The organism is Kosakonia sp. YIM B13588, assembly GCF_042788165.1.
Lineage (GTDB): Bacteria > Pseudomonadota > Gammaproteobacteria > Enterobacterales > Enterobacteriaceae > Kosakonia > Kosakonia sacchari.
The window spans coordinates 261,168-287,311 of sequence record NZ_JBHZPO010000003.1; the positions used below are offsets into that span (position 1 = coordinate 261,168).

Consider the following 26,144-nt stretch of genomic DNA (forward strand, 5'->3'; position numbering starts at 1 on the left):
TTTAGCATGCTTTACGCCACAACGTGTAGCGGCAAAACGTAATAAATTCTCACCACGTCTGCACACTTGCACCGACGGCGTATTCCTGTTTTCTTTAACCATCCGCTTTCGATGATGAAGAACCGATGAAAAACGCCGACCTCCAGAAGCTCATCCAGCACGACCCGCTAGTGCAATGCCTTATTGATTTGCAAGAAACGCGCTGGTTTAACCCTAATACTACCTCGGTTGCTGAGGCTTTGCCGCATGTTGGCCTGACACAGCAAGATGTGAGCGACGCGCACGCCCGCCTGGCGCGCTTTGCGCCTTTTATTGCGAAGGCGTTTCCGGAAACCGCCGCCAACGGCGGCATCATTGAATCCGATGTGGTGCCGATCCCGGCAATGCAGCGCCGTCTGGGGCACAGCATCACCGGTGAGCTGTGGCTGAAAAAAGACAGCCACTTGCCGATTTCCGGATCTATCAAAGCGCGCGGCGGCATTTATGAAGTGCTGACCCACGCGGAAAAACTCGCTTTCGCCGCCGGGTTGCTGACGCCACAAGACGATTACAGCCGCCTGCTCTCGCCAGAATTCACCCGCTTTTTTAGCCAGTATAGTATCGCCGTCGGTTCGACCGGTAACCTCGGGCTGTCGATTGGCATTATCAGTGCGCGCCTCGGTTTTCGCGTAACAGTACATATGTCTGCTGATGCCCGCGCCTGGAAAAAAGCACTACTGCGCGGCCACGGGGTGAACGTGGTGGAGTATGCCGAAGATTACGGTGTCGCCGTTGAGCAAGGGCGCCGCGCGGCGCAAGCGGACGCGAACTGCTTTTTTATTGATGATGAAAACTCGCGCACGCTGTTCCTCGGGTATGCAGTCGCCGGGCAACGGCTTAAAGATCAGTTCGCCCGTATCGGTAAAGTGGTCGATAAAGACCATCCGCTGTTTGTCTATCTCCCCTGTGGCGTTGGCGGCGGCCCAGGCGGTGTGGCGTTCGGCCTGAAGCTGGCGTTTGGCGATGATGTCCACTGTATTTTTGCCGAACCGACGCATTCACCGTGCATGCTGCTTGGCGTGTACACCGGTCTGCATGATGGCATTGCGGTGCAGGATTTAGGCATTGATAACCAGACCGCCGCTGATGGGCTGGCCGTCGGGCGCGCGTCGGGTTTTGTTGGCCGCGCGATGGAGCGCCTGCTGGACGGTTTTTACACCGTCGATGACCAGACACTTTATAACCTGCTGGGATTACTGGCGCAGGAAGAGAACATTTTGCTGGAACCGTCGGCGCTGGCGGGCATGCCGGGCCCGAAACAGATCAGTGAAGAGCGCGATTACCATCAGCTTCACGGCTTTAGCCAGACGCAACTGGCGCAGGCCACCCACCTGGTGTGGGCGACAGGCGGCGGCATGGTTCCGGCAGAAGAGATGGCGCAATACCTGGCGAACGCGCGCTGATTCAGCGGTGGTTGCGCATAAAAGACATTAACTCCATCGGTGAACGCCGCTGTTTAAGCAGGTCACGCATAACGCGCATATGCGGCGCGGTATGGCTGAAAAAGTGAAAGTAGCCGTGGCATAACGCGCTTTTTCCCTGCACAAAGCGGTGCTTCGGGCAGTCGCCCTGACAAAAGCGCAGCATATCGCAGCGTTGGCAATCATCGTGCAGGGTGCTCTTTTTGTTTTGCCCAAAAGCGATAACCTCGTGGCTGAGATTCATCTCTTTGATCGGAATATGGTGCAGGTTGCCAAGCCGGTAGGCCGGGTAAACGTAGTGATCGCATTGATATATATCGCCGTTCGCTTCCAGCGCGAAGGCGTGACCGCAGGTTTCGCCAAAGGTACACATTTGCGACGGGGAACCGCTCCATACGCCCAGCGTTGAATCAAAGAGCTGAACATAAACCCGGCCAATATCCTCGCGCACCCAGCAATCAAAAACCGTGGTCAGGAAACGCCCCCACGCCTCGCCGCTCACCGATTCCGCCGTTAAATTTCCCCGCTCATCCTGTTCCACCAGCGGGATAAACTGCAAAAACGGCGTACCGAGCGAGCGCAGGTACTGGTATAAGCGCTGCGGCTGCTGGCTGTTGAGGTTGTTGACGACACAGAGCACGTTGTATTCCACACCGTGTTTCGCCAGCCGTTGAATGGCGTCGATCACGTTATGGTGTGACGGCTTGCCGCTACGGTTAACACGGTAAGCGTTATGCATTTCTGCCGGGCCATCAATAGAGATACCGACCAACCAGCCGTGCTCGCGAAAGAAGCGACACCAGGCATCGTTGAGCAAAATGCCGTTAGTTTGAAAGGCATTTTCGATTCGTTTGCCGTTGGCGAACTGCGTCTGAAGCGCGGCGACCCGACGAAAAAAATCCAGCCCGCTGAGGGTGGGTTCACCACCTTGCCAGGCAAACGGCACGACATTGCCCGGTTGTGCGTCGATCTGCTGGCGAATAAACGCCTGCAGCGTGGCATCATCCATGACCTTTTGTTGCGGCTTTTCAATGTAAAAGCAGTAGCAGCAGTTAAGATTGCAGCGAGAACTGGCGGGCTTGGCCATAACGTGGCAGCCGGGCATGCGGTGTTCCTCAGAAAATCAGGAGTAATTGACGGATATGCGTTACAGCAAACAGTAATGCGAGGGAGAGCACCGCGAGGGAGATCAATAATTTGTCACGAACCGCGCCGGATAAGACGAAATCACTTTTGTTCACATCCATTAAGATACGTTTATGTGTGTAGCGCCAAAGCAGAAACGCCACGCACAGCAGCACCGCCAGCGAGATCCAAAACGGCAGCCCCGAATGCTGCCAGTTATGTCTGACGGCCAGCGCCATCAGCGCGCCGTAGCCGAACAACGTGCGCAGCCACGCCAGCGACGTGCGTTCCGGCTGCAGGCCGGGATCTTTTTCGCGGCGTGCTTTACGATTATCCGCCATAGAAAACCAGCACCATCACTACCAGCGCAACCGCCAACAGAATAACGCTTATCACCAGCAGTGCGCGGGTGTAAGGCAAATCCTCTTTCAGGCGCATCGCTTTTTCATTGCCTAACCAGCGCAGATAACCATACAACGCCAGCCCGCCTGCGAAGAGACACAGCAGCAACGCCAGCACTTCACGAATCAGCGGCGTGGCAAATTCCGGCGCTAACTGATCCAGACCCACACCGGCCGCCAGAAAACCAAGCGCCGTGCGGATCCACGCAAGAAAAGTACGTTCGTTCGCCAGTGAGAAGCGGTAGTCCGGCGCCTGGCCAACGCGAGAAATTTTCATCAGTGCTCCTTGTTGGTGTACTGGTCAACAAAGTAGCGGATACGGTGAATTTTTTCGACACGTTTCAGAGTAAGGACCGGCATCCTGACGATGCCGGTCGCGGGGATTAATGCAACTCAGGCCAGAACGCTTTATTGGCTTCGACTAAATCATCCAGAATGGCTTTGGCGACAGAAGCGCTCGGAACCGTTTTGGACAAGGTTATCGCCTGCCATAACTTCTGATAAGAGCGCTGCTCCCAGGCATCGACCACCAGTTTTTCCACGGCAACCTGCTGGCTCATCAGCCCCTTCTGGAAATGGGGGATATCGCCCACCGTGAGCGGTTGCGGGCCGTTTTTACCCACCAGGCAGGGGATCTCCACCATCGCGTCAGCATCAAAGTTATGGATCGCGCCGTTGTTCGGCACAATCAGCAGCATGCGCTCCTGGGTGTTAAAGGCAATGGCGGTTGCCAGATCGACGATGTACGACGCATGTTCGTCGATTTCCAGCTCACCGGCCGATGATTTCCCCGCTTCAATAATGGCGCGACACGAACCAAACACCTGTTTTTCACGGTGATCCATCACTTCATTGGCACGCGTACGTTCAGGATTGGAGTGCGCCACCACATAATCCGGGAAGAGGTAATACTTCAGATAGGTGTTCGGCATCGTATCCGGATCAAGCGCCTGCACATCTTTCGCTTTGGCAAAGGTATCGTTCCAGCTTGCTTCGGTGTGCTTATCTTTCGCCGGAGGAACATAGCCATTTTTCGCCACATATTCGCGTAATTTCGGCATCAAATCGTTGCCGTCCAAATCTTCAATCGATGTCCACCAGCCAAAGTGGTTGAGCCCGTAATAGCGCACCCGCATCTGTTTGCGATCTTGCAGGCCCACAATCTGCGCCATGCGCCCTTCTATACCGATCGGCATATCGCAGATATTGAGGATTTTGGCCTGCGGACGTAGGCGGCGCGTCGCTTCTGCCACGATTGCCGCCGGGTTGGAGTAGTTCAGCATCCAGGCATTCGGGGAATATTTTTCCATATAGTCCACCAGCTCCAGCACGCCGCCAATCGAGCGCATGCCGTAAGCAATGCCGCCAGGCCCACAGGTTTCCTGGCCGACAACGCCGTGGCGCAACGGGATTTTTTCATCCTGTTCGCGCATCGGATATTTGCCCACGCGGATGTGCGCCATCACAAAGTCGACATCGGTAAAGGCCGTTTTCGGATCGGTGGTGTAGCTAAATTCGATATCCGGTGCCTGCTCCCGCAGGATGATTTTGCAGGCTTCGGCGATGGTTTCCTGGCGCGCGCCGTCATTGTCATAGAACTTCAGCGCCCGCAGCGGAAAACGCTCGCGATTAGCCAGCAGCATTAAAACAATACCCGGCGTAAAAGTGCTGCCGCCACCGGCAATAACAACGGAGAATTTTTTCATGATACAGCCTCTGTCATGGTAGAAGGTTCGGGGGTTAAAGGGGTTTTCATTAACGATTCGATTTGGTCGCGCACCTGCGGGACATGCAGCCCGACAATCACCTGGATGCCGTTGCCGCGACGTACCACGCCGTGCGCGCCCAGTGCTTTAAAGACGTCATCACTTTGCGTTTTCGCCATATCGACCAGCGCGATACGCAGCCTTGTGGCGCAGTTATTCACGCTTTCAATATTCGCGCTGCCACCCAGCGCCTGCAGGAAACCGGCGGCCTGACCGAGTTGGGTATTCGCTGCCGCCGCCGTGGTTTGCCCGCGCGCGGCTTTGTAGTCGGCTTTGCTGTAGAGCTTGATTTCGCTCTCTTCCCGGCCAGGCGTTTTCAGGTTAAAGCGCACAATCAATGTGCGGAAAACCACGAAGTAGAGCGCGGTAAAGCACAGACCAATGGCGATTTGGGTGAACACCATCGCCGCATGGTTATGGAACATCGGGATCCAGTTTTGCGGCAGGAACTGATCGAGCAGCCCGCCGCCCATGTTGCCGACTACGCCGAAGCTGTACATCACCGTCGCCATGGACGCGGCGAGTACGGCGTGAACGGCGAACAGCAGTGGCGAGATGAACAGGAAAGTAAACTCCAGCGGTTCGGTGATCCCCACCAGTACAGCAGTGAGCGTGGCGGGGATCAGCAGGCCGGCAACTTTGACGCGGTTTTCCGGCGCGGCGGTGTACCACAATGCCAGTGCGATACCGACAGAACCGAACACTTTGGAATTCCCGTGCAGCGCAAACCCGCCTTCCGGGAACAAGGCTTTCAGCGGCTCAGTGCTCTGGCTGAATTCTTGTAAGTGCTGCGCCCAGTAAACCTGGATCCCGCCTTCCACCGCCGCCGGGCCGAAGATAAACGGACCATAGACAAAGTGGTGCAACCCGGTCGGGATCAGAATGCGTTCCAGGAAGGTATAAACCCACACGCCCAGCGCACCGGCAGAGCGTAAAAAGGCCTGTAAGGACTCAATGCCCAACTGCACTTTTGGCCAGCCGAGCAGGGTTAACCACGCGCAGGGGATCATCACCAGAAACGCGATAATCACCACAAACGACGTGCCCTGGAAAATCCCCAGAAAGACCGGTAATGGCTTTTCAAAAAAACGGTTATGAATGGCGGTCACAATGCCGGAAATCACAATCGCGCCAATAATGCTGGTATCGAGCGTTTTAATCCCGGCAATCAGCGTTAAGCCACTGCCTGCCGTCGGTTCTGCGGAGAAATCCACGCCAAAGAAGTGACCCCAGGTCATTCCCATCGCGTTGATAAAGTAGTTCCAGGTCAAAAAGCTGATCAGCACAGCCAGGCAGGCGCGCCCCTGCGCTTGCTTTGCCAGGCCAATCGGTAAACCCACGGCAAACAGCAGCGGCATATTACGAAACACGGTCCAGCCGCCCTCTTCGATAATGTGCACAATCTGCGCGAAAAGGTTATCGGGCGCGGTTAATGCTTCACCGACGAAAAGCGGGTTGCGCAGCATAATGGCGATGCCCACCACCATGCCCGCGAAGGGAAAAAGCAGCACAGGGGTAAACATTGCGCCGCCGAAACGTTGTATTTGACTGAGCATAGTTAAATCCTCATGAAACAACCTGTAGGGGGAGAGGCCTTGTTTTGTTTTAGTGGCCTGAAATGAGCATAAGAATTCACCTTCTTGCAGGCAGGACACGCCGCTGCGTTCCGTGATCCCTTTCATGGTTTTATTTCGCCCCTTCAGGTCTACTTTTTGAATTAAAAATGGACATGTCAGTGATGACTGTTCTGATAAAGAGGCGTAAAGAGGTCTACAGGTGATCTATAAATCGATAGCCGAGCGGCTGCGTCTGCGGCTCAATTCATCGGATTACAACGTTGGTAGTCCCTTGCCGGGTGAAAAAACGCTGGCGCAGGAGTTTGGCGTAGCGCGAATGACTATCCGGAAAGCCATTGATCTGCTGGTGGTGTGGGGGCTGGTGGTGCGCCGTCACGGCAGCGGTACTTTTGTTGCGCGCAAGGATGTGCACCATGAAACCACCAATCTTACCGGGCTGGTGGAGGTGCTGCGTCAACAGGGCAAAGAGGTGTACAGCAAAGTGCTGCTGTTTGAGGTGATGCCTGCGCCACCAGCGATAGCCAGCCAGTTACGCATCCAAATCAATGAACGCATCTACTTTTCGCGCCGGGTTCGCTATGTCGAGGGCAAGCCGTTGATGCTGGAAGATAGTTATATGCCGGTGAAACTGTTCCGCACGCTCTCACTGGCGCACCTTGAAGGGTCAAAGTTTGATTACATTGAAAAAGAGTGCGGCATAACGATTAGTGGCAACTACGAAAGCCTGACACCGGTACTGGCGGATAAACAACTGGCGCAAACATTGAACATCCAGGAGCAAACGCCACTGCTGCGCATCACCTCCCTTTCCTACAGCGACAGTGGCGAGTTCCTTAACTACTCAGTGATGTTTCGTAACACCCGAGATTACCAGGTGGATTACCATTTGCGGCGTATCCACCCGGAAACACCGTTAGCCCATTCCCCAGAAGATCACCGCCAGTAATTGCGGCGTGATAATGCGCAAAAACATCACCAGCGGATAGACCGTGGCATAGGCGAGCGCTGCCGCGCCACTGGTGGGGTGCAGCGCGTTAGCGAAGGCCAGTGCGGGCGGATCGGTCATCGACCCGGCCAACATGCCACATAAGGTCAGGTAGTTCATCTTCGCCAGCATTCGCGCCAGCAAACCGACGGTTATTAGCGGAACGGCAGTAATGAAAATGCCGTAACACATCCATTTCACGCCATCGCCGTGGGTCAGCGTAGCGATAAAATCCCCGCCTGATTTCAGCCCGACCACCGCCAGAAACAGCACAATGCCCAGTTCCCGCAGCGCCAGGTTGGCGCTGGGCGGCATAAACCAGTACAACTTGCCGATACTGCCGATACGCCCAAGGATCAGCGCCATAATCAGCGGCCCACCGGCCAGACCCAGTTTTAGCGCCGCAGGAAAACCGGGAATAAACACCGGTACCGATCCCAACAACACACCGAGGCCAATACCGATAAACACCGGCAGCATCTGCACTTGTTGCAGTTTATGCTGCGCATTGCCAACTTCATTGGCGACGGCGTCAATCGCCGAGGGTCGCCCTACGAGGTTGAGAATATCGCCGAACTGCAGGCTGGCATCGCTGCTGGCCACCAGCTCAACCCCGGCGCGGTTAAGGCGCGAGATTACGACGTCGTAGCGCTCTTTAAAGTGCAGATCGCGGATTTTCTTCCCCAGCACCTTTTCGTTGGTGACCACCACGCGCTCTACCCGCAAATCCGTACCGCGCGTGGACAACGAGACGTCGACTTCCTGGCCGATAACCAGCTGAGCGTTATGCAGATCTTTAGGTAGACCGACCAGATGCAGCAAATCTCCGGCTTCAATCAGCGTGCCCGGAGCAGGCACCATCAACAACTCACCGCGTTTTAAGCGTGAGCAGATGATTTTATCGCTGTTGAGGATCGGCACGTCCTGAATCGCCATTTTGTTGAGATTCGGGTTCTCGACGCGAATATTAATGGTGCGAATCAGCGATGTACCGTTACTGAGCGTGGCGTCGTGCTTACGCGCTTCCTCATCCACATTGACGCGGAACAGTACGCGCAGTAACCACATGCTGAGCAAAATCCCGCAGATACCGAACGGATAGGCCATCGCGTAGCTCATGCCCATCTGATCCAGCACCGGACCTGCTATGCCCAAATCACGCAGGATTTGTTGCCCTGCGCCGAGCGCCGGGGTGTTGGTGACCGCGCCGGAGAAAATCCCCAGCACCACCGGCAACGGAATGGCGAACAGCTTATACAAAATGGCGGTGACAAGGCCGCCGAGAAGCACGATCAGAATAGCGAACAGATTCAGCCGCAGGCCGGAGACGCGTAACGAGGCGAAGAAGCCAGGCCCCACCTGAATGCCGATAGTATAAACAAACAGGATCAGGCCGAACTCCTGCACAAATAACAACATCGGGCTACTCAACGGAATGCCCAGTTGATCCACAAAGTGGCCGACGATTATCCCACCGAACAGCACACCACCGATGCCAAACCCGACGCCGCGAATCTTCAGGTTACCTATCCATAACCCGACGACAGCAACGAGTGCCAGAACGCTTACGGTTAACGCGATATCACTCATGATCTTTTCCCTGTACATGATGACTACAGGAATATTGGCAGAAGCTGTAATAACTGTATGGGTGATGCTGCACAAAGTGCAGGGATTTTCTCTGCTTCGTGATGTGGCGAAAAGTGCACCAGCAAATGACGGTTGCCCCGAATCAAAGCAGTGCTGTTCGCCTGTCTGACCGCTTCTTGATTGGCTCAAACCCTATGCCTGCTAAGCATCGGCGCAATCCCAGCCGCAACAATAGGTTATGGCATAGTTAATGCAAAAGACCACTTTTGTTAACAACAGGGTGGCAGAATGACAAATACAACATTGACCAACGTGGTGGTAGCAAGCCCGAAAAAGTGGATGCAACTGGCGCTGGGTCTGGTATGCATGGTTTCCATTTCCAGCCCGCAGTATGTCTGGGCACTGCTGACGCGACCGTTTATGGAAAAACTGCACGTACCCCTGGCGGAAATACAGCTCACCTTTTCGCTGCTGATTATTCTGCAAACCTTCTTCTCCCCCTTTCAGGGGCGATTAATTGATAAGTTTGGCCCACGCCGGTTGATTGCCATCGGCACGGTATTGAGCGGCGTTAGCTGGATGCTGACCGCCACCATCAGCAGCCTGACGGAACTCTATCTTTATTACGGCGTACTGGGCGGCCTTGGCACCGGCATTGTTTATATCGGCGTGGTTGGCCTGATGGTGCGATGGTTCCCGGAAAAACGCGGATTTGCCACAGGGATGGTGGCGGCGGGCTACGGTATGGGCGCGATCCTGACGACTTTCCCGGTGACGCAATCACTGGCCGCCAAAGGGCTGGAGAATACGCTGTGGCAATTTGGCCTGCTGATGGCGGTCATCGGGTTTCTCGCCAGCCAGGGGCTGCGGGCACCGTACAGCAGCCGAACAGAAGACGTCACCAGTAACCTGAAGATGAGCGACAGAAGTTTTGCGCCGAAAGAGATGCTGCGCAAACCGCTGTTCTGGTTGATGTTTGCGATGATGACCATGATGTCTACCTCAGGACTGATGGTGACGTCGCAGATGGCCATTTTCGCTGAGGATTTCGGCATCACCGCCGTAACGGTAATGGGCATGGCAGCGCTGCCGCTGGCAATGACTATTGACCGTTTTATGAATGGGCTGACGCGCCCGGTGTGCGGTTATATTTCTGACCGAATTGGCCGGGAAAACATGATGTTTATCGCCTTTGGTCTGGAAGGCTGCGCAATGGCGCTGTGGTTGCTGTGCAAAGACGATCCGCTGCTGTTTGTGCTGCTTTCCGGGGTGGTATTTTTCGGCTGGGGCGAGATTTTCTCCCTGTTTCCCGCCACGCTCACCGACACCTTTGGCACGCAGCATGCCACCGCGAATTACGGCTGGCTCTATATTTCTCAGGGGATTGGTTCGATTTTCGGCGGCCCGCTGGCGGCATTGCTGTATCAGCAAACCGGTAGCTGGGATCTGGTATTTGGCTGCGCCATTACGCTGGATATTCTCTGCGCGCTATTGGCGTTTTTTGTGCTGAAACCCTGGCGTCACCGCTTCTTGCAGGGCGTGCGGGCATAAACAAAAAAGGCTCCGCATGCGGAGCCTTTTCGTTATTAACCAGTTAGCTGTTTAACGCCGGGCGATTGCTGATGGCAATGCGCTGTGGCGCGGCACTTTCCGGCACGTTACGCAACAGATCGATATGCAGCAGGCCGTTGGTGAAGGTCGCGCCGGAGACTTCCATATAGTCGGCCAGCGTAAAGCTCAGGCTAAACGGCTGGATCACCAGCCCCTGATGCAGCCATTTCGGCTCATTGGCCGGTTTTTCCGGCGTACCTTTAACGGTTAAGCGCCCATTTTCCAGCTGGATATCCAGCTCTTCCTGGCGAAAACCCGCCAGCGCGAGGGTAATGCGGTAGTGATTGTCATCGCCCTTCTCAATGTTGTAGGGCGGAAATGCCTGTTGCTCACTGGTGGTTTGCAGGGCGTTAGCCAGTTTGTCAAAGCCGATCCATTGACGCAGCAGCGGGGATAAATCGTAGTTACGCATTGTGTTTCTCCTTCTAAGAAGCGAGTGAATACCTGCGAGCGCGTAAGCTCACATATGCTCCCTGTCGGCGAGCATGTCTGGGATGGGCCGCCAGCCGCGACCCTGGATAATTAGTTAATTTCGATACGACGCGGTTTTTTCTCTTCCGGGATCACGCGTTCTAAATCGACATACAGCAGGCCGTTGACCAGATTGGCGCCTTTAACGTGGATATTTTCCGCCAACTGGAATTTGCGCTCGAAGTTACGTTCGGCGATGCCCTGATAGAGGTAAGTGCGCTCTTTTTGTTCGTCGGTATGGGAACCTTTCACCACCAGCAGGTTGTCCTGGGCGGTGATTTCCAGCTCGCTTTCAGCGAAACCGGCCACAGCAATAGCGATGCGATAGTGGTTTTCATCCACTAACTCAACGTTGTACGGAGGGTAACCGCCATTGCTCTGGTTCTGGTTGTTTTCCAGCAGGTTAAACAGACGGTCAAAACCAATGGCTGAACGATAAAGCGGGGAAAGATCGAAGTTACGCATAGTTAAAGCTCCTGAAATCAGCGAGATTTTTATGCCTTCCAAAATGGACAGGCAACTAACGTAGCCGAACACCCTTCCGGCATGTTCCCGGGCTACATTCCTAAAATGCGGCTGAAGGAGAGGTTTTCAAGCCCACAATTCGGACTTTTTTTTACACTTTCTGGCACAACGCATAGACTGGGGTTGCAGCACAAATGGTTAAAGTGCGAATGCCGCCACAGAGCGGAGCTCGAATGCTGTCGCTTTCTCGTTCGGGAGGCTATAACCCCCCGGATAGCATTCAAACGATAAACAACGATGACAAATCGAAAATGAAAACGATTCTGATAGTTTCTGCATTGCTCAGCGGGATGGTGTTGTCGGGATGTTCAAGCGTGATGTCGCATACTGGCGGCAAAGAGGGGACGTACCCCGGCACACGCGCCAGTTCGGCGATGCTGTCTGATGATGACACCGGCATAGGCACGAAATCACTGGTGGCGCTGGATATGCCCTTTACAGCCATCCTGGATACGCTGTTGCTGCCGTGGGATCTTTTCCGCCGCGATAACTCTCTCAAATCGCGGGTGGAACAGAGCGAGAAAGCCGCGCTTGCGACCGATTCGGTGATCCCACCCGCCCCCATGCCGGCGCATTAAATTACCAGCCGGTTTCCGTCACCCATAGCTGGCGGAAACCGTTCACCTCTTCCATCCAGGCAATCTGCTTCCCATCCGGTGAAAACACCACCGCATCTGCCGACGGCGGGTTTGCATGATCGGCGCTCAAAAAGGTGATATCGCCATACTGCGCATCGCACATCGCGAGGCGATTTTCCAGCACAAACCCCAGCGCCTCGCCGGAAGGATGCCAGTTAAAAGCTGACTGAATTCCGTTTGTGGTATGCGTTAACTGGCGCGGTTCGCCGCCGTCCGGGCTTATCAGCCACAATTGCACAATGCCATTGTCGTCACGCATCAGAAAGGCGATTGCCGTGCCTTGCGGATTGCTGCGCACCCAGTGACGCGGCACATTCACTAATCCTGGGTAGCGGCGGTGATGGGTAAACGTTAGGCGTTTTTGCATCACACCTTTTGGCGGCGCGGGCAGGGTTTTTTCGCTGCCCGCTAATGGCGCATCGCCCGGCGTTTTCCAGCCCTGTTCATTGCCGGGAAGCGCAACAATAAACAGCTCCGGCACTTTTTCACCGCTGTGCGACAAGGTATCGCCGATAAACGCCAGCCGCTGGTTGCCCACCCAACCCTCTTCATACGCGCGATTGATCTCATCACTGCCCGGTTGTGGCACGGGCGTCGTGCGGCTGACCAAAACACTCCAGTGACTTCCGCTATATTCGCGTGGATGCGTACAAGGCGGCGTTACCGGGCCAAACGGCACCGCAACGCCGACATTGCGTAAATCCAGGGCCGGATCGCGCTCGTGCAATACATGGTCGTTATACGTGAAGCTCACAAACTCGCCATTCGGGCTAAACACATGCACATGTGTGCCGCCGCGTAACGCACCGGGCGTGTAAGGCGCGGTAATGTCCAGCGCATCAAGATTACGGGCGATACCGTTCGCCAACATCACACCGCGCCGATGGTGAAAATCATACTGCCAGCTGGCGTCCGGGTTTTCCGGACCGTGGATAAAGACATACTCTTGCGCTCCAGGATTCACCGTCACCACTCCGACATGCGCACCGTGTGTTGCGGTATACAGCACCTCAATGTCACCGTTGCGCACATTGACCCGCTCAATGGTTTTACCGGTAAACGATGCGCCAGAAGGACGAACATCAAAAACCAGCCACTGGCTGTCCGCCGTCCAGGTGTTGATATTGGTAAGTTGATGATTGCGTGGGGCAAAGGTGAGCTGTTTCATGAAAAGACCCTAAAGCCATAATGTCGCCTCAGGGTATCGCAATGCGCGGGATCCGCCTACTCTGCACTTCACGGTCTCTTCACAGACACGGTTTAGCCTTCCTCGCTCGACACAGGAGGAAATGATGCAGCATTTTGACATGGCAATAATCGGTCTTGGGCCAGCAGGCGCGGCGCTGGCGCGACAGTTAGCCGGGAACCTGAGCGTTATCGCGCTGGATAAAAAGCAGCAGCAGGGCAATCGCGGCTTTAAAAAACCTTGCGGTGGGCTGCTGGCACCCGATGCGCAGCGGGCGTTTATCCGTGCAGGTATTACGCTTCCGGTGCAGGTGATGGCCGATCCGCAGATTTTTAGCGTGCGTACGGTCGATGTGCAAAGTGGCCTTACGCGAAACTACCAGCGCAGTTACCTGAATATCGATCGCCATGCGTTTGATTTGTGGATGAAATCGTTGATTCCACCTTCGGTCAACGTTTACCACGATGCGCTGTGCCGAAAAATCTGGCGTGAAAACGATCTCTGGCATCTGACATTTTGCGCCGAAGGTGCGGAATCCACTGTGACATGCCGCTATCTGGTGGGTGCAGACGGCGCAAATTCGATGGTGAGGCGGGTTATCTATCCGGCGCATGAAATTCGTAAATATGTCGCGCTGCAACAGTGGTTTAAAGACCGACATCCACAGCCGTTCTACTCCTGCGTTTTTGATAACGCGACCACCGATTGTTACGCGTGGAGCATCAGCAAGGAGGGCTACTTTATTTTCGGCGGCGCGTTTGCGTTGAAAAACAGCCGTGAAAATTTTGAGGCGCTGAAAACGCGGCTGGAAGCGTTCAATTTTCGCTTCGGCGAAATAGTGAAAAGCGAGAAATGTACGGTGTTATGCCCGTCGCGCTGGGATGATTTTGTCTGTGGAGAAGATAATGCGTTTTTGATTGGTGAAGCGGCTGGTTTTATTAGCGCCAGCTCGCTCGAAGGCATCAGTTATGCGCTGGATAGCGCCGAAATCCTCAGCGGCGTGCTTTGTAATGCACCGGATAACGCGAATACCGTTTATCGCCGAAAAACGCGGGGATTACGCGTAAAACTGCTGGGAAAAATCTTCAAAAACCGCATTCTGGCCACACCATGGTTACGCAAATGGATCATGAAAAGCGGTGTTGCGCATATCCCACTGACCGCAGAAAAACCGACAACAGCGGCAAGGGCGTAGCGCCCTTGCGCATGTTACGGCTTAGTTCAGCGCAAATTTCTCAATCGCGTAGGCAACGCCGTCTTCCAGGTTCGATTTGGTGACGAAATTCGCCGCCTCTTTCACCGAGGGAATGGCGTTATCCATTGCCACGCCAACGCCGGCGTATTCAATCATCGCGATGTCATTTTCCTGATCGCCAATCGCCATGATCTCCTCTTGTTTAATATTCAGCGCATCGGCCAGCGATTTAACGCCGGTGCCTTTGTTTACACGTTTATCGAGGATTTCGAGGAAGTACGGCGCGCTTTTCAGCACGGTATATTTCTCTTTCACTTCCTGCGGAATACGGGCAATGGCCTGATCGAGAATGGTTGGTTCATCAATCATCATCACTTTCAGCAACTGGATTGCCGGATCCATTTTTTCCGCTTCACAGAACACCAGCGGAATAGTGGCGACATACGATTCATGCACGGTGTAGTAGCTGATGTCGCGGTTAGCGGTGTAGAGCGTATTGCGATCCAGCGCGTGAAAGTGGGAACCCACTTCGCGGGAGAGTTTTTCCAGATAGCGGTAATCATCATAGCTCAGCGCAGTTTGCGCGACAGTGCTGCCATCGCTGGCATTCTGTACCAGTGCGCCGTTATAGGTAATGCAATAATCTCCTTCCCGTTCCATATGCAGCTCTTTCATGTAGCTGTGTACGCCCGCGTAAGGCCGACCGGTGGTCAGCACCACGTTAATACCGCGTTCGCGTGCGGCGGCGATCGCGTTTTTAACTGCGGGAGAGATGGTGTGGTCCGGCAGTAGCAGCGTGCCGTCCATATCGATTGCAATAAGTTTAATAGCCATGAGATCCCCAGATGAGATATTTCCAGGCTCATGCTAACGCGATTCCGCTCAAAAAACAGCACGGAGATGGCGGGAAAAGGGGGATAGAAACGGGGCGGGAACTGCCTCTTTTAAATTTCCCCTCTCCAGATGGAGAGGGGAAACAGCGGATCAGATATCGATGTTCGCCGCTTTCAGGGCGTTTTCTTCGATAAAGGCGCGGCGCGGTTCAACCGCATCGCCCATCAGCGTGGTGAACAGCTGGTCTGCAGCAATCGCGTCTTTAACGGTCACGCGCAGCATACGGCGGCTGTCCGGATCCATAGTGGTTTCCCACAGCTGATCCGGGTTCATTTCGCCCAGACCTTTATAACGCTGGATAGCGAGACCACGGCGGGACTCTTTCACCAGCCAGTCCAGCGCCTGCTCGAAGCTGGCAACCGGCTGACGGCGCTCGCCGCGTTCGATAAAGGCGTCTTCTTCGATCAGACCACGCAGCTTTTCACCCAACGCGCAGAGACGACGGTATTCGCCACCGACAACAAACTCGTTATCCAGCGGATAATCCGTGTCGACGCCGTGAGTACGTACGCGAATAATCGGCTCGAAGTGGTTCAGCTCGCTATTAACACGCACATCGTACTTCCACTGGCTACCGTGCTGCTCTTTTTCGTTGAGCTCAGTAACCAGGGCATTGACCCAGCGTGTCACTTTCTGTTCGTCGGAAAGGTCGGCTTCGGCCAGCGTCGGCTGATACACCAGCTCTTTCAACAGCGCGCGCGGGAAACGGCGCTCCATGCGACCAATCATTTTCTGCGCTGCATTGTACTCCGCAACCAGTTTTTCCAGCGGCTCACCGGCTAATGCTGGCGCACTGGCGTTGGTATGCAGGGTTGCGCCATCAAGCGCGATAGCGATCTGGTATTGATCCATCGCTTCATCATCTTTGATGTACTGCTCCTGCTTGCCTTTTTTCACTTTGTACAGCGGCGGCTGCGCAATGTAGACATGGCCACGCTCAACGATTTCCGGCATCTGACGGTAGAAGAAGGTCAGCAGCAGCGTACGGATGTGCGAACCATCGACGTCCGCATCGGTCATGATGATGATGCTGTGATAACGCAGTTTATCCGGGTTGTACTCATCGCGGCCGATGCCGCAGCCCAGCGCAGTAATAAGCGTCGCCACTTCCTGAGAAGAGAGCATCTTGTCGAAACGCGCTTTCTCAACGTTCAGGATTTTGCCTTTCAGCGGCAGAATCGCCTGGTTTTTACGGTTACGGCCCTGCTTCGCAGAACCGCCCGCGGAGTCCCCTTCCACCAGGTAGAGTTCGGACAACGCCGGGTCGCGTTCCTGACAATCCGCCAGCTTGCCTGGCAGGCCGGCAAGATCCAGCGCGCCTTTACGACGGGTCATTTCACGCGCTTTACGTGCTGCTTCACGCGCACGTGCTGCGTCGATAATTTTGCCTACCACGATTTTCGCGTCGGACGGGTTTTCCAGCAGGTATTCATTGAGCAGTTCGTTCATCTGCTGTTCTACCGCTGTTTTCACCTCGGAAGAGACCAATTTATCTTTGGTCTGCGAGGAGAATTTCGGGTCCGGCACTTTCACAGACACGACCGCAATCAGGCCTTCACGGGCATCGTCGCCAGTGGCGCTGACTTTGGCTTTCTTGCTGTAGCCCTCTTTATCCATATAGGCATTCAGCGTACGGGTCATCGCCGCGCGGAAGCCTGCAAGGTGAGTGCCGCCATCGCGCTGCGGAATGTTGTTGGTAAAGCAGTAGATGTTTTCCTGGAAACCATCGTTCCATTGCAGCGCAACTTCGACGCCGATACCGTCTTTTTCAGTGGAGAAATAAAAGATATTCGGGTGGATCGGCGTTTTGTTCTTGTTGAGGTATTCAACAAACGCCTTGATGCCGCCTTCGTAATGGAAGTGATCTTCTTTGCCATCGCGCTTGTCACGCAGGCGGATAGACACACCAGAGTTCAGGAATGACAGTTCACGCAGGCGCTTCGCCAGAATCTCATATTCGAATTCAATAACGTTGGTAAACGTTTCATAGCTCGGCCAGAAACGCACCATCGTCCCGGTTTTTTCGGTATCGCCGGTAACCGCCAGCGGTGCCTGCGGAACGCCATGCTCATAAATTTGGCGGTGAATTTTGTTATCGCGCTGGATAACCAGCTCCAGTTTCTGCGACAGAGCGTTAACCACGGAAACACCCACGCCGTGCAGACCACCGGAAACTTTATAGGAGTTATCGTCGAACTTACCGCCTGCGTGCAGAACGGTCATGATCACTTCCGCAGCGGAAACGCCCTCTTCAGGGTGAATACCGGTAGGAATACCACGACCATCATCCTGTACGGAGACGGAGTTATCGCTATGAATAGTGACGATAATATCTTTACAGTACCCTGCGAGCGCTTCGTCGATAGCGTTATCTACCACCTCGAATACCATGTGGTGCAGACCGGTGCCGTCATCCGTATCGCCGATATACATGCCCGGGCGCTTACGTACCGCATCCAGCCCTTTCAGGACTTTGATACTGGAGGAGTCATAAGAATTCGACATCAACGTTTCTCGCTCATTTAATCTTGGGTTAATCCGTTATTTTACCCTTTTCCACGGTGAACATCTTCGAATTTTTGTCCGACATGTCCATCACGTGATCAGCGCTGATAGCGCTGACGAAAACCTGCGACTGCGTCGCTTTTAAGCGGCTGGCTAACAGCCCGCGCTTCGCGTCATCAAGTTCTGAGGCAAAATCATCTATCAGGTATAAACAGCGTCGTCCGCTCTCGCGCGTTAAAAACTCACCCTGCGCCAGACGCAGCGCGCACATCAGGAGTTTTAGCTGCCCGCGCGACAGCGTATCTTCTACCGGCGCGCCGTCCGCACGAATGCGGAAATCCGCCTTGTGCGGGCCGTGTGCGGTGTAGGTCAGCATGCGGTCGCGCTCAAAATTGCGCTCCAGCACGTCGCCGTAGTCCGTCTCTTTCTCCCATCCGCGCTGGAAAGAGAAGGTGAGAGAGAACTCCGGCAAAAATTGTTGGCAGGTATCCGCCATATCTTCAGCGATAGCGGTGCTGTATTCCCCACGCCAGCGGCTGATTTGCTCGGCCAGCGGGATAAGTTCTTTGTCCCATGGACGAAGCTGCGCGTAGTGGCTCACCTGGCGCAACGCGGCGTTACGCTGTTTCAGCAAACGCTTGAGATTGCTCCAGGCGGTGAAAAAACCGGTTTCGTTGTGAAAGCATCCCCAGTCAAGGAACGCTCTTCGGTATTTGGGGCCACCGTTGAGTAAAGTAAACCCCTCCGGCGTGATCAGCTGCATCGGCATCAGCAGCGCCAGCTCCGCGACTTTGTGGCCGTCGGTGCCATCAATGCGCACTTTGCTGTCGCCGAGCTTGTCTTTGGTCAGGCCAATCGCCGTTTCCCGCTCCGCGCCCTGTAAACGCCCGTGCAGCACAAAAGATTCCTGCTCATGACGGATCACACGACCGATTTGCAAACTGCGAAACGCCCGCCCATGTCCGAGCGTATAGATCGCTTCCAGCACGCTGGTTTTGCCGCTGCCATTAGCACCAACCAGAAAATTAAAACCAGGGGAGAGCGCGAGATCCGCATTCTCGATGTTACGGAAGTCTTTAATAAGAAGGCGGGTCAGTGACATAGTTCAGAGCATCAGTCCAGGGGCGTGTGTGTCACAGCCAGTTCGTCTACCGCCAGCGCACAGAAAGCGGAGCGTACACGAAGTACGTGAGCATTTCGAGCACTGCCGGAAGGCGAAATGGCAAGTAAACCAGCCCCTTTTAATCACTACAAACGCATTGGCATAACAACATAGGCTGCGCTTTGGCTCGCCGCATCCTCAATCTGCACACTCGAAACCGAATCCGTCAGCAGAATGCGCACATTTTCACATTTCAGCGCATTCAGTACGTCCAGCACATAGCTGACGTTAAAGCCGATCTCCATTTCGCTCCCGCCGTAGGTGACGTCGAGAAACTCTTCCGCTTCTTCCTGCTCCGGGTTGTTGGCGGTGATTTTAATCTGGTTCTCACTGACATACAGACGCACGCCGCGGAATTTCTCGTTAGAGAGGATCGCCGCGCGGGCAAATGCCTGTTTCAGCGAATCGCAGCCCGCTTCGAGAGTTTTATCCGGGTTTTTCGGCAATACGCGGCGATAATCCGGGAAACGGCCGTCAACAAGCTTGGAGGTAAAAATGAAATCGCCAACGTGCGCACGGATGTTATTGCTGCCAATCTGCACGCGCAGCGGCGTATCACCGCCGTCGAGCATACGCATCAGCTCAATCACCCCTTTACGCGGCACGATCACCGAATGGTTCGGCAACGCCTGACCAATCGGCATCGAGCAGACCGCCAGACGGTGACCGTCAGTGGCAACCGTGCGCAACTCTTCGCCTTCGGTTTCAAACAGCATGCCGTTTAAGTAGTAACGTACATCCTGATGCGCCATCGAAAACTGTGTCGCTTCGATCAGGCGTTTCATAGTGGCCTGCGGGAGCGTGAACTCCACTTCGCTTTGCCAATCGTCCAGATTCGGGAAATCTGCAGCAGGCAATGTAGAAAGAGAGAAACGGCTGCGCCCGGAACGGATCAGCATACGCTCGCCTTCCAGCTGCACGGCGATTTCTGCGCCTTCCGGCAGACCGCGACAGATGTCGAAGAATTTACGCGCCGGTACGGTGGTCGCTCCCTGTTCATGCGGCTGGACTAACGCAAGACGCGCCACCATCTCCATTTCGAGATCGGTACCGGTCAGCGACAACGCGCCTTCAGTAACCTGCAGCAGCAGATTACCGAGGATAGGCAACGTTGGACGTCCGCCCAGCGGGCCGCTTACCTGTTGCAGCGGCTTTAATAATTGTTCACGTTCAACGGTAAATTTCATAGCGTCACGAAGATAATGTTCTGATTAAATTGGAAAAATCTTCTTTGATATCATGGCTTTCTTCACGCAACTGCTCAATCTTACGGCAGGCGTGCAGCACGGTAGTATGGTCGCGACCACCAAATGCATCGCCGATTTCCGGCAGACTATGGTTGGTCAGCTCCTTCGCCAGCGCCATCGCCATCTGACGCGGGCGGGCTACCGAACGGGATCGACGCTTCGACAGCAGATCCGCTACCTTGATCTTGTAATACTCCGCCACCGTCTTTTGAATATTGTCGATGGTGACCAGTTTTTCCTGCAACGCCAGCAAATCGCGCAGCGCCTCACGGACAAAATCGATAGTAATCGCGCGGCCAGTAAAGTTGGCGTTGGCGATAACGCGATTCAGCGCCCCTTCCAGTTCACGCACGTTAGAACGCAGGCGCTTAGCAATAAAGAAGGCCACTTCACCCGGCAGACGAATATCGTTTTCGTCGGCCTTTTTCATCAGGATCGCGACGCGAGTTTCCAGCTCCGGCGGCTCGATCGCCACCGTTAACCCCCAGCCGAAGCGGGATTTCAGACGATCCTCAACGCCGTTGATCTCTTTTGGATAACGATCTGACGTCAAAATGATCTGCTGATTGCCTTCAAGCAAGGCGTTAAAGGTGTGGAAAAACTCTTCCTGAGATCGTTCTTTATTGGCAAAGAATTGAATATCGTCGATCAGCAGGGCGTCAACGGAGCGGTAGTAGCGTTTAAACTCTTCGATCGCATTGTTTTGCAGGGCTTTTACCATGTCCTGGACAAAGCGCTCGGAGTGCATATACACCACTTTCGCGTTGGGCTTTCGCGCCACAATGCCGTTACCCACCGCATGCAACAAGTGCGTTTTACCGAGACCGGTTCCACCATATAAAAACAACGGGTTATACGCACCGCCGGGGTTATCTGCGACCTGGCGAGCTGCCGCACGAGCCAGCTGGTTAGACTTACCTTCAACGAAGTTATCAAAGGTATGTTTCACGTTAACGTTTGAGCGGTAGGTCGGTTCTGCCGGCGCCGGGACATTATCCCAACCAGGACGAGCCGCAGGTGCCGCACGCTGCACAACCACTTGCGCCGCCTGCGCGGGCGCAGCGACAACGGCAGGTTCTTTCAGGGTCTGGCTAACCGGGCGGGTGCCCACTTCAAAACGCAGCTGCGGAACATCCGTGCCGCAGAAATCATTCAGCAGCCCATTAATATTATTAAGGTATTTGTCCCTAACCCAGTCGAGGACAAAACGGTTTGGCGCATACAAAGCCAGCGTGTTATCGCTCAGTTCCGCCTGCAACGGGCGTATCCACATACTAAATTCTGTGGCTGGTAACTCATCCTGCAATCGGGCAAGACACTGCTGCCAAAGCGAAAGTGACACGGCGGACTCCACTCGAACGAAAATCGATAAATAGTAAAGACAGAAACATTAATGTTTTTTGACACACGTCGATAAGACCCAACCGGGTGACGTGCGAACCGCTATTTACGGTTTTTTGCCCTGCTCACGATCCTGGATCGCGATCGGGACCGCGGATCATAGCGTAAACCGAGGCAGAGATCTTGTGTTTCTCACAGATTCTTCACTATTTATCCACAGGGCGATTCGGAATCGGGTAAGTGTAAACGATCCGACCAGACGTGCGAGACGATTTACGCCGCATATTGGAAAATTTAATGAGTAACGCTGATTTATTGCTTAAACGATCTAATGAAGATCCTGGAGGATCCTTGCGCTTTGCTGTTGGCTCCGTATAATTCTGCCCCCGGCGCGTCTTGCTCTTCTTCGGGCGTCGAATGCTGCTTATTTTTTGTGCGGATCTGTGCAAAAATAGGAGCGCAATAAGGAAAGAGAATTGACTCCGGAGTGTACAATTATTACAATCCGGCCTCTTTAATTACCCATGGCTTGCGCGCCAGTCGTTCGATATCCGTTCAGGCATACGCAAAAGTCAGTGAATTTATTCAAGTTTAGGTAGAAACCGCCATGAAACGCACTTTTCAACCGTCTGTACTGAAGCGCAACCGTTCTCACGGCTTCCGTGCTCGTATGGCTACTAAAAATGGTCGCCAGGTTCTGGCTCGTCGTCGCGCTAAAGGCCGCGCACGTCTGACCGTTTCCAAGTAATAAAGCTAACCCCTGAGTGGTTAAGCTCGCTTTTCCCAGGGAGTTACGTTTGTTAACTCCCACTCATTTCACTTTCGTCTTCCAGCAGCCACAACGGGCTGGCACGCCGCAAATCACCATCCTCGGCCGCCTGAATTCGCTGGGGCATCCCCGTATCGGTCTTACCGTCGCCAAAAAAAACGTCAAACGCGCCCATGAACGCAATCGGATTAAACGTCTGACGCGTGAAAGTTTCCGTTTACGCCAGCATGAACTGCCGGCAATGGATTTTGTGGTGGTGGCGAAGAAAGGGGTTGCCGACCTCGATAACCGTGCTCTCTCGGAAGCGTTGGAAAAATTATGGCGCCGCCATTGTCGCCTGGCTCAAGGGTCCTGATAGCCCTCATTCGGGTCTATCAACGCCTGATTAGTCCGCTACTCGGGCCGCACTGCCGTTTCACTCCAACCTGCTCTCACTATGGAATTGAGGCATTGCGCAGGTTTGGAGTGATAAAAGGCAGTTGGTTGACAGTGAAACGCGTATTAAAATGCCACCCTTTACACCCGGGTGGAGACGATCCCGTCCCGCCAGGACCTTCTAAAACCAGAGAACACTAACGATGGATTCGCAACGCAATCTTTTTATCATCGCTTTGTTGTTCGTGTCTTTCATGATCTGGCAAACGTGGGAGAAGGATAAAAATCCTCCTCCGGCGCAGCAGCAGACCACGCAGACTACGACCACCGCAGCGGGTAACGCAGCCGACCAGGGCGTTCCGGCCAGTGGCCAGGGGAAACTGATTACGGTTAAAACCGATGTGCTCGAGCTGACCATCAACACCCGTGGTGGTGATGTTGAGCAGGCACTGCTTCCGGCTTACCCAAAAGAGCTGGGTTCCAGCGAGCCGTTCCAGCTGTTGGAAACCACCCCGCAGTTTATCTATCAGGCGCAGAGCGGCCTGACAGGTCGTGATGGCCCGGATAATCCGGCGAATGGCCCACGTCCGCTGTATAACGTGGAAAAAGATGCGTTTGTGCTGGCTGATGGTCAGAACGAGCTGGCTATCCCGCTGACCTACACCGATGCGGCTGGCAATACCTTCACCAAAGTCTTCACCCTGAAACGCGGTGAATACACGGTGAACGTCGGCTATAACGTGCAGAACGCCAGCGAAAAACCGCTGGAAGTGGCAGCCTTCGGTCAGCTGAAGCAATCCATCAATTTGCCGACTCATCGTGATACCGGCAGCAGCAACTTTGCGTTGCATACTTTCCGTGGCGCGGCGTACTCCACGCCAGACGCGAAGTATGAGAAATACAAATTCGACACCATCGCCGATAACGAAAACCTGAACGTCAGCTCCAATGGCGGCTGGGTTGCAATGCTGCAACAATATTTCGCTACCGCGTGGATCCCGAACAGCAACAGTGCCAATAACTTCTACACCAGCAATCTGGGTAATGGCGTGGCCGCTATCGGCTACAAATCCCAGCCGGTGATTGTTCAGCCGGGTCAAACTACCGCGCTAAACAGCACCCTGTGGGTAGGTCCAGAGATTCAGGACAAAATGGCTGCTGCGGCACCGCATCTGGATCTGACCGTGGATTACGGTTGGTTGTGGTTCATCTCTCAGCCGCTGTTCAAGCTGCTGAAATGGATCCATAGCTTCCTCGGCAACTGGGGCTTCGCCATCATCGCCATCACCTTTATCGTACGTGGCATCATGTACCCGCTGACTAAAGCGCAGTACACCTCCATGGCGAAAATGCGCATGCTGCAGCCGAAAATTCAGGCGATGCGTGAGCGTTTAGGCGATGACAAACAGCGTATGAGCCAGGAAATGATGGCGATGTACAAAGCGGAGAAAGTGAACCCGCTGGGTGGCTGTTTCCCGCTGCTGATTCAGATGCCAATCTTCCTCGCGCTGTACTATATGCTGATGGGTTCCGTTGAGCTGCGCCACGCGCCGTTCGCCCTGTGGATCCACGACTTGTCCGCGCAAGACCCGTACTACATCCTGCCGATCCTGATGGGCGTAACGATGTTCTTCATTCAGAAGATGTCGCCGACCACCGTGACCGACCCGATGCAGCAGAAGATCATGACCTTTATGCCGGTCATCTTCACGGTGTTCTTCCTGTGGTTCCCGTCAGGTCTGGTGCTGTACTATATCGTCAGCAACCTGGTGACCATCATTCAGCAGCAGCTGATTTACCGTGGTCTGGAGAAACGTGGTTTGCATAGCCGCGAGAAGAAAAGCTCCTGACAGTAAGTCATAGCTCTACGGAAGGCGGTCAACTGACCGCCTTTCTTATTTTGAGATTTCGGAAAATAAACCATGAACCACAACGACACGATTGTCGCCCAGGCAACCCCACCGGGACGCGGTGGCGTGGGCATCTTGCGTATTTCAGGCAGCAAGGCACGCGATGTAGCGCAAGCGGTGCTGGGCAAGCTCCCGAAACCACGTTATGCCGACTATCTGCCGTTTATGGATGTCGACGGCACCGCGCTGGACCAGGGCATTGCACTGTGGTTCCCCGGCCCGAATTCTTTCACTGGTGAAGACGTGCTGGAGCTGCAAGGCCACGGCGGCCCGGTGATCCTCGATCTGCTGTTAAAACGCATCCTGACGCTGCCAGGGCTGCGTATCGCCAATCCTGGCGAGTTCTCTGAGCGCGCATTCCTTAATGACAAGCTCGACCTGGCGCAGGCCGAGGCGATTGCCGACCTGATTGACGCCAGTTCTGAACAGGCGGCGCGTTCGGCGGTTAACTCATTACAGGGTGCGTTTTCCGCGCGCGTGAATCATCTGGTGGAAGCACTCACTCACCTGCGCATCTACGTCGAAGCGGCAATTGACTTTCCGGATGAGGAGATCGATTTCCTCTCCGATGGCAAAATTGAAGCGCAACTGAATAACGTTATCGCCGATCTGGACGCCGTACGCGCCGAAGCGCGTCAGGGTAGCCTGCTGCGCGAAGGGATGAAGGTCGTCATTGCCGGACGCCCAAATGCCGGGAAATCGAGCCTGCTGAACGCACTGGCCGGGCGCGAAGCGGCAATCGTCACCGATATCGCCGGTACCACTCGCGACGTGCTGCGCGAACATATTCATATTGATGGTATGCCGCTGCATATCATTGATACCGCCGGGCTGCGCGAAGCCAGCGACGAAGTGGAGCGCATTGGTATCGAACGCGCCTGGCAGGAGATCGAGCAAGCCGACCGTGTGCTGTTTATGGTGGATGGCACCACTACCGATGCCGTTGACCCGGCGGCGATCTGGCCTGATTTTATTGCCCGTTTACCAGCGAAACTACCGATTACCGTGGTGCGCAATAAAGCCGACGTGACTGGCGAACCGCTGGGTCTTAGTGAAGTGAATAATCACTCACTTGTTCGTCTGTCGGCACGAACCGGTGAAGGTGTGGATGTGTTACGTCAGCATCTTAAACAGAGTATGGGTTTTGATACCAGCATGGAGGGCGGCTTCCTCGCGCGTCGTCGTCATTTACAAGCGCTGGAAACGGCTGCAGAGCATCTGCAGCAGGGCAAAGCGCAGCTGTTAGGTGCGTGGGCGGGTGAACTGCTTGCCGAAGAGTTACGCCTGGCACAACAAAACTTAAGTGAAATCACTGGCGAATTTACCTCAGACGATTTGCTGGGGCGAATTTTCTCAAGTTTCTGTATTGGTAAGTAATGACATGGCGGCCGTTTTAACGGCCGTTTGTGTT

Annotated in this window: 24 protein-coding genes and 1 other annotated feature; of the genes, 10 read left to right on the plus strand and 14 right to left on the minus strand. The window is 54.5% G+C overall.

Annotated elements, in window-relative coordinates; genetic code table 11:
- The first annotated feature begins 125 nt into the window (after positions 1–125).
- Positions 126–1,442: a D-serine ammonia-lyase gene (gene dsdA, locus ACFX4U_RS08740; protein ID WP_349350376.1), complete on the plus strand. Its 1,317-nt coding sequence runs from the start codon at positions 126–128 to the stop codon at positions 1,440–1,442.
- Position 1,443: 1 nt separating this feature from the next.
- Here dsdA and ACFX4U_RS08745 read toward each other — a convergent pair whose 3' ends face one another.
- From ACFX4U_RS08745 to ACFX4U_RS08765, 5 genes are all read right to left on the minus strand, one after another.
- Entirely contained in the window at positions 1,444–2,565 is a 1,122-nt protein-coding gene (locus ACFX4U_RS08745) for an anaerobic sulfatase maturase (RefSeq protein ID WP_313509703.1), read from the minus strand.
- A 10-nt stretch (positions 2,566–2,575) separates the two neighbouring features.
- Positions 2,576–2,926, minus strand: a complete 351-nt coding sequence (locus ACFX4U_RS08750) for a DUF202 domain-containing protein (RefSeq protein WP_313509705.1) — start codon at positions 2,924–2,926, stop codon at positions 2,576–2,578.
- Positions 2,916–3,263, minus strand: a complete 348-nt coding sequence (locus tag ACFX4U_RS08755; RefSeq protein ID WP_020455833.1) for a YidH family protein — start codon at positions 3,261–3,263, stop codon at positions 2,916–2,918. The genes ACFX4U_RS08750 and ACFX4U_RS08755 overlap by 11 nt, the downstream gene beginning before the upstream one ends.
- Positions 3,264–3,369: 106 nt before the next feature.
- On the minus strand, positions 3,370–4,692 hold the full coding sequence (locus tag ACFX4U_RS08760) for a 6-phospho-alpha-glucosidase (protein WP_313509712.1): 1,323 nt from the start codon (positions 4,690–4,692) through the stop codon (positions 3,370–3,372).
- A complete protein-coding gene (locus tag ACFX4U_RS08765) occupies positions 4,689–6,308 on the minus strand; it encodes an alpha-glucoside-specific PTS transporter subunit IIBC (RefSeq protein ID WP_349350375.1) in 1,620 nt (539 codons plus the stop codon). The genes ACFX4U_RS08760 and ACFX4U_RS08765 overlap by 4 nt, the downstream gene beginning before the upstream one ends.
- Before the next feature lie 220 nt (positions 6,309–6,528).
- On the opposite strand from ACFX4U_RS08765, the gene ACFX4U_RS08770 reads away from it, so the two are divergent.
- A complete protein-coding gene (locus ACFX4U_RS08770) occupies positions 6,529–7,275 on the plus strand; it encodes a GntR family transcriptional regulator (RefSeq protein WP_305734614.1) in 747 nt (248 codons plus the stop codon).
- Here the strand turns inward: ACFX4U_RS08770 and ACFX4U_RS08775 are convergent.
- A complete protein-coding gene (locus ACFX4U_RS08775; protein WP_305734613.1) occupies positions 7,243–8,904 on the minus strand; it encodes a putative transporter in 1,662 nt (553 codons plus the stop codon). The two genes, ACFX4U_RS08770 and ACFX4U_RS08775, sit on opposite strands and share 33 nt — an antisense overlap.
- A gap of 288 nt (positions 8,905–9,192) precedes the next feature.
- Here ACFX4U_RS08775 and oxlT point away from each other — a divergent pair, with 288 nt between their 5' ends.
- Entirely contained in the window at positions 9,193–10,455 is a 1,263-nt protein-coding gene (gene oxlT / locus ACFX4U_RS08780; RefSeq protein WP_313509717.1) for an oxalate/formate MFS antiporter, read from the plus strand.
- Positions 10,456–10,498: 43 nt separating this feature from the next.
- On the opposite strand, the gene ibpB is transcribed toward oxlT, so the two are convergent.
- On the minus strand, positions 10,499–10,927 hold the full coding sequence (ibpB, locus tag ACFX4U_RS08785; protein WP_200551111.1) for a small heat shock chaperone IbpB: 429 nt from the start codon (positions 10,925–10,927) through the stop codon (positions 10,499–10,501).
- Between the two features lie 110 nt (positions 10,928–11,037).
- The gene (gene ibpA / locus ACFX4U_RS08790) at positions 11,038–11,451 is read right to left on the minus strand and encodes a small heat shock chaperone IbpA (protein WP_017458080.1); all 414 of its coding nucleotides are present in this window, start codon (positions 11,449–11,451) and stop codon (positions 11,038–11,040) included.
- Positions 11,445–11,520: a sequence feature (ROSE (Repression Of Heat Shock gene Expression) occurs in the 5'-region of heat shock genes and acts as an RNA thermometer to modulate expression.), on the minus strand. Its footprint overlaps the gene before it by 7 nt.
- Positions 11,521–11,762: 242 nt before the next feature.
- Between ibpA and ACFX4U_RS08795 the strand changes: the two genes are divergently transcribed.
- Positions 11,763–12,089, plus strand: coding sequence for a YceK/YidQ family lipoprotein (locus ACFX4U_RS08795; RefSeq protein ID WP_305734611.1), 327 nt, complete (start codon positions 11,763–11,765; stop codon positions 12,087–12,089).
- Position 12,090: 1 nt separating this feature from the next.
- On the opposite strand, the gene ACFX4U_RS08800 is transcribed toward ACFX4U_RS08795, so the two are convergent.
- Positions 12,091–13,317: a DUF3748 domain-containing protein gene (locus ACFX4U_RS08800; protein ID WP_313509721.1), complete on the minus strand. Its 1,227-nt coding sequence runs from the start codon at positions 13,315–13,317 to the stop codon at positions 12,091–12,093.
- A 124-nt stretch (positions 13,318–13,441) separates the two neighbouring features.
- Between ACFX4U_RS08800 and ACFX4U_RS08805 the strand changes: the two genes are divergently transcribed.
- On the plus strand, positions 13,442–14,530 hold the full coding sequence (locus ACFX4U_RS08805) for an FAD-binding protein (protein WP_313509724.1): 1,089 nt from the start codon (positions 13,442–13,444) through the stop codon (positions 14,528–14,530).
- A gap of 21 nt (positions 14,531–14,551) precedes the next feature.
- Here ACFX4U_RS08805 and yidA read toward each other — a convergent pair whose 3' ends face one another.
- The 5 genes from yidA to dnaA form a co-directional block, all read right to left on the minus strand.
- On the minus strand, positions 14,552–15,364 hold the full coding sequence (gene yidA / locus ACFX4U_RS08810) for a sugar-phosphatase (protein WP_200551107.1): 813 nt from the start codon (positions 15,362–15,364) through the stop codon (positions 14,552–14,554).
- A gap of 150 nt (positions 15,365–15,514) precedes the next feature.
- A complete protein-coding gene (gene gyrB, locus ACFX4U_RS08815; RefSeq protein ID WP_305734609.1) occupies positions 15,515–17,929 on the minus strand; it encodes a DNA topoisomerase (ATP-hydrolyzing) subunit B in 2,415 nt (804 codons plus the stop codon).
- A 28-nt stretch (positions 17,930–17,957) separates the two neighbouring features.
- A complete protein-coding gene (gene recF / locus ACFX4U_RS08820; RefSeq protein ID WP_313509726.1) occupies positions 17,958–19,031 on the minus strand; it encodes a DNA replication/repair protein RecF in 1,074 nt (357 codons plus the stop codon).
- Between the two features lie 146 nt (positions 19,032–19,177).
- Positions 19,178–20,278, minus strand: a complete 1,101-nt coding sequence (dnaN, locus tag ACFX4U_RS08825; RefSeq protein ID WP_313509729.1) for a DNA polymerase III subunit beta — start codon at positions 20,276–20,278, stop codon at positions 19,178–19,180.
- 4 nt (positions 20,279–20,282) lie between these two features.
- Entirely contained in the window at positions 20,283–21,680 is a 1,398-nt protein-coding gene (gene dnaA, locus ACFX4U_RS08830; RefSeq protein ID WP_017458072.1) for a chromosomal replication initiator protein DnaA, read from the minus strand.
- Positions 21,681–22,286: 606 nt separating this feature from the next.
- Here dnaA and rpmH point away from each other — a divergent pair.
- The 5 genes from rpmH to mnmE all read left to right on the plus strand — a co-directional run bounded on the left by rpmH (position 22,287) and on the right by mnmE (position 26,110).
- Positions 22,287–22,427, plus strand: coding sequence for a 50S ribosomal protein L34 (gene rpmH / locus ACFX4U_RS08835; RefSeq protein WP_000831330.1), 141 nt, complete (start codon positions 22,287–22,289; stop codon positions 22,425–22,427).
- A 16-nt stretch (positions 22,428–22,443) separates the two neighbouring features.
- Positions 22,444–22,803: a ribonuclease P protein component gene (rnpA, locus tag ACFX4U_RS08840; protein WP_017458071.1), complete on the plus strand. Its 360-nt coding sequence runs from the start codon at positions 22,444–22,446 to the stop codon at positions 22,801–22,803.
- A complete protein-coding gene (gene yidD, locus ACFX4U_RS08845) occupies positions 22,767–23,024 on the plus strand; it encodes a membrane protein insertion efficiency factor YidD (RefSeq protein ID WP_017458070.1) in 258 nt (85 codons plus the stop codon). The genes rnpA and yidD overlap by 37 nt, the downstream gene beginning before the upstream one ends.
- A 2-nt stretch (positions 23,025–23,026) precedes the next feature.
- A complete protein-coding gene (yidC, locus tag ACFX4U_RS08850; protein ID WP_065369724.1) occupies positions 23,027–24,673 on the plus strand; it encodes a membrane protein insertase YidC in 1,647 nt (548 codons plus the stop codon).
- A gap of 72 nt (positions 24,674–24,745) precedes the next feature.
- Positions 24,746–26,110 (plus strand): tRNA uridine-5-carboxymethylaminomethyl(34) synthesis GTPase MnmE, encoded by a 1,365-nt coding sequence (gene mnmE, locus ACFX4U_RS08855; protein WP_065369725.1) that lies wholly within the window; start codon positions 24,746–24,748, stop codon positions 26,108–26,110.
- Positions 26,111–26,144: the final 34 nt, after the last annotated feature.

Excerpts from the sequence above, each read along its gene's own strand:
- dsdA (WP_349350376.1), top strand. The coding sequence starts at position 126 with ATGAAAAACGCCGACCTCCAGAAGCTCATCCAGCACGACCCGCTAGTG.
- ACFX4U_RS08745 (WP_313509703.1), bottom strand. The coding sequence starts at position 2,565 with ATGCCCGGCTGCCACGTTATGGCCAAGCCCGCCAGTTCTCGCTGCAAT.
- ACFX4U_RS08750 (WP_313509705.1), bottom strand. The coding sequence starts at position 2,926 with ATGGCGGATAATCGTAAAGCACGCCGCGAAAAAGATCCCGGCCTGCAG.
- ACFX4U_RS08755 (WP_020455833.1), bottom strand. The coding sequence starts at position 3,263 with ATGAAAATTTCTCGCGTTGGCCAGGCGCCGGACTACCGCTTCTCACTG.
- ACFX4U_RS08760 (WP_313509712.1), bottom strand. The coding sequence starts at position 4,692 with ATGAAAAAATTCTCCGTTGTTATTGCCGGTGGCGGCAGCACTTTTACG.
- ACFX4U_RS08765 (WP_349350375.1), bottom strand. The coding sequence starts at position 6,308 with ATGCTCAGTCAAATACAACGTTTCGGCGGCGCAATGTTTACCCCTGTG.
- ACFX4U_RS08775 (WP_305734613.1), bottom strand. The coding sequence starts at position 8,904 with ATGAGTGATATCGCGTTAACCGTAAGCGTTCTGGCACTCGTTGCTGTC.
- oxlT (WP_313509717.1), top strand. The coding sequence starts at position 9,193 with ATGACAAATACAACATTGACCAACGTGGTGGTAGCAAGCCCGAAAAAG.
- ibpB (WP_200551111.1), bottom strand. The coding sequence starts at position 10,927 with ATGCGTAACTACGATTTATCCCCGCTGCTGCGTCAATGGATCGGCTTT.
- ibpA (WP_017458080.1), bottom strand. The coding sequence starts at position 11,451 with ATGCGTAACTTCGATCTTTCCCCGCTTTATCGTTCAGCCATTGGTTTT.
- ACFX4U_RS08795 (WP_305734611.1), top strand. The coding sequence starts at position 11,763 with ATGAAAACGATTCTGATAGTTTCTGCATTGCTCAGCGGGATGGTGTTG.
- ACFX4U_RS08800 (WP_313509721.1), bottom strand. The coding sequence starts at position 13,317 with ATGAAACAGCTCACCTTTGCCCCACGCAATCATCAACTTACCAATATC.
- ACFX4U_RS08805 (WP_313509724.1), top strand. The coding sequence starts at position 13,442 with ATGCAGCATTTTGACATGGCAATAATCGGTCTTGGGCCAGCAGGCGCG.
- yidA (WP_200551107.1), bottom strand. The coding sequence starts at position 15,364 with ATGGCTATTAAACTTATTGCAATCGATATGGACGGCACGCTGCTACTG.
- gyrB (WP_305734609.1), bottom strand. The coding sequence starts at position 17,929 with ATGTCGAATTCTTATGACTCCTCCAGTATCAAAGTCCTGAAAGGGCTG.
- recF (WP_313509726.1), bottom strand. The coding sequence starts at position 19,031 with ATGTCACTGACCCGCCTTCTTATTAAAGACTTCCGTAACATCGAGAAT.
- dnaN (WP_313509729.1), bottom strand. The coding sequence starts at position 20,278 with ATGAAATTTACCGTTGAACGTGAACAATTATTAAAGCCGCTGCAACAG.
- rpmH (WP_000831330.1), top strand. The coding sequence starts at position 22,287 with ATGAAACGCACTTTTCAACCGTCTGTACTGAAGCGCAACCGTTCTCAC.
- yidD (WP_017458070.1), top strand. The coding sequence starts at position 22,767 with ATGGCGCCGCCATTGTCGCCTGGCTCAAGGGTCCTGATAGCCCTCATT.
- yidC (WP_065369724.1), top strand. The coding sequence starts at position 23,027 with ATGGATTCGCAACGCAATCTTTTTATCATCGCTTTGTTGTTCGTGTCT.
- mnmE (WP_065369725.1), top strand. The coding sequence starts at position 24,746 with ATGAACCACAACGACACGATTGTCGCCCAGGCAACCCCACCGGGACGC.